Origin of the sequence: Geminicoccus flavidas, from assembly GCF_009806515.1 — a bacterium.
GTDB classification, from domain to species: Bacteria; Pseudomonadota; Alphaproteobacteria; order Geminicoccales; family Geminicoccaceae; genus Geminicoccus; species Geminicoccus flavidus.
Genome location: NZ_WUJP01000633.1, coordinates 1 through 4,826 on the forward strand (window position 1 = coordinate 1; position 4,826 = coordinate 4,826).

The 4,826-nt window shown below is 70.8% G+C and carries 2 protein-coding genes and 1 pseudogene; all 3 read left to right on the top strand.

Annotated elements, in window-relative coordinates; all coding sequences use genetic code 11:
- Nucleotides 1-2,030 (top strand): GcvT family protein (locus EQG76_RS17865; RefSeq protein ID WP_159715743.1); only part of this gene is annotated, 2,030 nt, incomplete at its 5' end.
- 4 nt (nucleotides 2,031-2,034) lie between these two features.
- Nucleotides 2,035-4,443, top strand: a complete 2,409-nt coding sequence (locus EQG76_RS17870) for a GcvT family protein (RefSeq protein ID WP_159715744.1) — start codon at nucleotides 2,035-2,037, stop codon at nucleotides 4,441-4,443.
- A 20-nt stretch (nucleotides 4,444-4,463) separates the two neighbouring features.
- A pseudogene (locus EQG76_RS17875) lies at nucleotides 4,464-4,826 on the top strand (LPS biosynthesis choline kinase); the annotation flags it as partial.

The window sequence follows — 4,826 nt, forward strand, 5'->3', positions numbered from 1 at the left end:
TGGTGGGCGCCGCCTTCCTGCCGACCGACGGCCAGGCCAGCCCCAGCGACATCGTCCAGGCACTGGCGAACGGGGCGCGCAAGGCGGGCGTCATGATCCGCGAGGGCGTGGCGGTCCAGGAGATCCTGGCGGAAGGCGGCAAGGTCATCGGTGTCAGGACGTCCGGCGGCACGGTCCGCTGTGGCCGGCTGGTGCTCTGCTGCGGCCAGTGGACCCGGCAGCTCGCGCGCACCGCGGGCGTCAACGTCCCACTCGTCCCGGTGCAGCACCAGTACCTGATCACCGAGGCGATCCCGGGCGTCACGCCGGACCTGCCGACCCTGCGCGATCCCGACCGGCTGACCTATTACAAGGAGGAGGTCGGCGGCCTGGTGATGGGCGGCTACGAGCCGGACCCGCTGCCCTGGATGCTGGAGGTGCCGGACCGGTTCGAGTTCCAGCTCCTCCAGCCCGACTGGGACCATTTCGAGCCGATCATGGAGCTGGCGCTGGGCCGGGTGCCGGCCCTGGAGACCGCCGGGGTCAAGCAGCTGGTCAACGGCCCGGAAAGCTTCACTCCGGACGGCAACTTCATCCTGGGGGAGGCGCCGGAGCTGTCCGGCCTGTTCGTGGGTGCGGGGTTCAACGCGTTCGGGATCGCTGCTGGCGGCGGTGCCGGGATGGCGCTGGCGGAATGGGTGAAGAACGGTGCCCCGCCCTTCGATCTCTGGCCGGTCGACATCCGCCGGTTCGGCCGCGCCCATGCCGACCCCGACTGGGTGCGCACCCGTACGCTCGAAGCCTACGGCAAGCACTACACCATGGCTTGGCCCCAGGAGGAGCACGAGAGCGGCCGGCCGCTGCGTCGCTCCCCGGTCTACCACCTGCTGAAGGCACAGGGCGCCTGCTTTGGCGAGAAGCTCGGCTGGGAGCGGCCCAACTGGTTCGCGGGGCCGGGCGAGGCGGCCCAGGACGTCTACACCTATGGCCGGCCGAACTGGTTTGCGGCGGTAGCGCGCGAGCACCAGGCCTGCCGGGAGCGGGTCGTGGTGATCGACCAGACCAGCTTCGCCAAGTTCCTGGTGGTGGGCCGGGATGCGGAGGCAGCGCTCTCCTGGCTGTGCGCCAACGACGTGGCCCGCCCGCCGGGCACGCTCACCTACACCCAGATGCTGAACGCGCACGGCGGGATCGAGTGCGACCTGACCGTGGCCCGGCTGGCCGACGACGAGTTCTACCTCACCACCGGCACCGGATTCGCCACCCACGACCAGGACTGGATCCGGCGCAACCTGCCGGACGGCCTGGATGCGCGGGTGGTCGACGTCACTTCCGCCCACGCGGTGTTCTCCCTGATGGGACCGCGCTCGCGCGACGTGCTCCAGGCGCTGACGACCGATGATGTCGGCAACGATGCGTTCCGGTTCGGCCGCTGCCGCAGGCTGGCCCTGGCCGGGGCGCCGGTGCTGGCGCTGCGCATCACCTATGTGGGCGAGCTCGGCTACGAGCTGCACGTCCCGGTCGAGTTCGCGGCGGCGCTCTATGAGCGGCTGATGGCGGCCGGCCAGGCGCACGGCATCGCCAATGCCGGCTACCGCGCCATCGAATCGCTCAGGCTGGAGAAGGGCTACCGCGCCTGGGGCTCCGACATCGGTCCGGATCACTCGCCGCTGATGGCGGGCCTGGGCTTTGCCGTGAAGCTGAAGAAGAACCTGCCCTTCCTCGGGCGCGAGGCGCTGGCGGCACAGGCGGCGGCACCGCTGCCCCGCCTGCTCGCAGGCTTCACCGTGGCCGACCCGGAGGTGGTCCTGCTCGGCCGCGAGACGATCTATCGCGACGGCCAGCGGGTCGGCTGGCTCACCAGCGGCGGGTTCGGCCACACGATCGGCCGGCCGATCGGCTACGGCTATGTCCGGCGGCCGGACGAGGGGGTGGACGAGGCGTTCGTGCTGTCCGGGCGCTACGAGCTGGAAGTCGCGAGCGAGCGGGTGCCGGCTGAGGTACTCCTGGAGGCGCCCTACGACCCAACCTCCCTGCGCGTGAAGGCCTGACGCCATGACCGACACCCAGGCCCGGATCGTGATCATCGGCGGCGGGGCGATCGGCTGTGCGATCGCCTACCACCTGGCCCGTGCCGGCCAGCGCGACGTGCTGCTGCTGGAAAAGGCCCAGCTCACCCATGGCTCGACCTGGCACGCGGCGGGGCTGGTGGGCCAGCTCCGCTCCAAGCGCAATCTGACCCGGCTGATGCAGGACTCGGTCGCGGAGTTCGACCGGCTGGAGGCGGAATCCGGCCAGGCGATCGAGTGGCGCAAGTGCGGCTCGCTGCGGATCGCATCCTCCGATGAGCGGATGGCGGAGATCCGCCGCTCGCTGACCCAGGCCAAGGGGTTCGGCTTCGAGGCCCACGAGATCTCGGCGGCCGAGGCGAAGGCCCGCTTCCCGTTCATGACCACGGACGGCGTGGTCGGTGCCGCCTGGATCCCGTCGGACGGCTACATCGACCCCTATGGCCTGACCCAGGCCTTCGCCGCGGTGGCACGGCGCGGCGGGGTGCGGATCCAAGAAGGGGTGCTGGTCACCGGCTTCGAGAAGCAGGGCCGGCGCGTCACCTCGGTGCTGACCGGCCATGGCCGGATCAGGTGCGAAATCGTGGTCAACTGCGCCGGCATCTGGGCGAAGCGGGTGGGGGAGCTGGCAGGGGTCGCGATCGCCGCCGGTGCGGTCGAGCACCAGTACATGGTGACCGAGAAGAAGCTCGACCTGCCCAAGGACCTGCCCACCTTCCGCGACCCGGACCGGATCTTTTACCTGAAGCCGGACGTGCGTGCGTTCGCCATCGGCGGCTGGGAGAAGGGGGCGCCGGCCTGCTGGCAGGGCGGCGTGCCGTTCGATTTCGGCCGCGAGCTGTTCGCTTCCGACTTCGAGCGGTTCGAGCCGATCGCACTCGGTGCCGCAGAGCGCCTGCCGGTCCTGAACGACGTGGGCATCCAGACCCTGATCAACGGGCCGATCCCGGTCTCCGCGGATGGCGAGCCGGTGATGGGCCTGGCCCCGGAGCTCGACAATTTCTTCGTCGCCTGCGGCTTCACCGCTGGGATTGCGGCCTCGGGCGGGGCCGGCCTCGCCATGGCCAACTGGATCCTTGAGGGCGACCCGGGCATGGACCTGTGGCCGTTCGACATCCGCCGCTTCGCCCGCCAGCAGGCCAACCGCCGCTATCTCGCCGAGCGCAGCAGCGAGTCCTACGGCAATTATTACAGCATCCACTGGCCGGTGGAGGAATTGACCAGCGCCCGTGGCGCCAGGCGCAGCCCACTCTACGACACGCTGAAGGCTCGGGGCGCTGTCTACGGTTCCAAGGCCGGATGGGAGCGGCCCAACTGGTTCCGCCTGCCGGGCAGCCCGGCCGAGGAGCGGCCGAGCTTCCTGCAGCGGCCCGGCTGGTTCGAGGCGGTGGCCGCCGAGCACCGGGCGGTGCGCGAACGGGTGGCGCTGATCGACCTGACCTCGTTCAGCAAGTTCGAGCTGGCCGGCAGTGGCGCGTTCACCGCCTTGCAGCGGATCGTCGCCAACGATCTCGACCGGCCGGTCGGCAGTTGCGTCTATACCCAGTGCTGCAACGAGCAGGGCGGCATCGAGGCCGACCTTACCGTGATGCGGCTGGCCGAGGAGCGCTTCTACATCGTCACCGGCAGCCAGTTCGGCACGCGGGATGCCGGCTGGCTGCGCCGCCACCTGCCGGACGGACTCGAGCTGCGCGAGGTGACCGGGGCGCTGGCGGTGATCGATCTGGTGGGGCCGAAGGCGCGCGAAGTTCTAGCGGCGGTGAGCGACGAAGATGTGTCGGATGCAGCACTGCTCTATCTGACGGGCAGGGAGATGGAGATTGGCCTGGGCCGGGCCTTCGCTGCCCGGATCGGCTATATCGGTGAGCTCGGCTACGAGCTGCACGTCCCGGTCGAGCACGCCGCCCATGTCTACGAGCAATTGCGCCAGGCAGGTGAACCCTTCGGCATCGCCGATGCCGGCTACCGGGCGGTCGACACGCTCCGGCTGGAGAAGGGCTATGTCTACTGGTCCAGCGAGGTGAGCCCGGAGATCGACCCGTTCTCCGCGGGCCTGGGCTTTGCCGTGGCCTTGGACAAGGGACCGTTCATTGGCCGGGACGCGCTGCTGCGGATCCGCGAGCAGGGGCCGGCGCGCCGGCTGATCACACTCGGCATCGATGGCTTCGCACCACTGGTCGGCGGGGAGGTGGTGCTGCTGGACGGCCGGCCGGTCGGCAGCACGACCAGCGCCGGCTTCGGCCACACGGTCGGGCACACGGTCGCCTTCGCCTTCCTTCCGGCAGCACTGGCGAAGGAGGAGCGGTTCGAGATCGAGGCCTATGGTCAGCGCTGGCCGGCCTGGCGCGGGCGGCGCGCGCTCTACGATCCGAAGGGCGAGCGGCTGCGGGGGTGATCCAAGGGGGGAGAGGTGCCATGAGCGAGGAGGTGGTGCAGGCGCGGCAGGCACTGGCCCGGCTGGGCCTGCCGGGCAGCAACGGCCGGCTGGAGCTGCGCCGCCTGGGTGGGCTCACCAACCTGGTGTTCGCCGTGACCGGCGGGCCGGAGCCATGGTGCCTGCGCCTGCCGGGCCGGGGCACGGAGGACTATATCGACCGGGAGGTCGAGGCGGTGAACGCCCGGGCCGCCGCCGCGGCCGGGGTGTCGCCGGAGCTGGTTCATTTCGGCGCGGACGGGGTGATGGTCACCCGATTCCTGCCCGGGGTGGTGACCATGAGCCCGGAGCGGTTCCGCAGCCGGCCCGGCGCCGTCGAGCGGGCGGCGCTTGCGCTGCGGCGA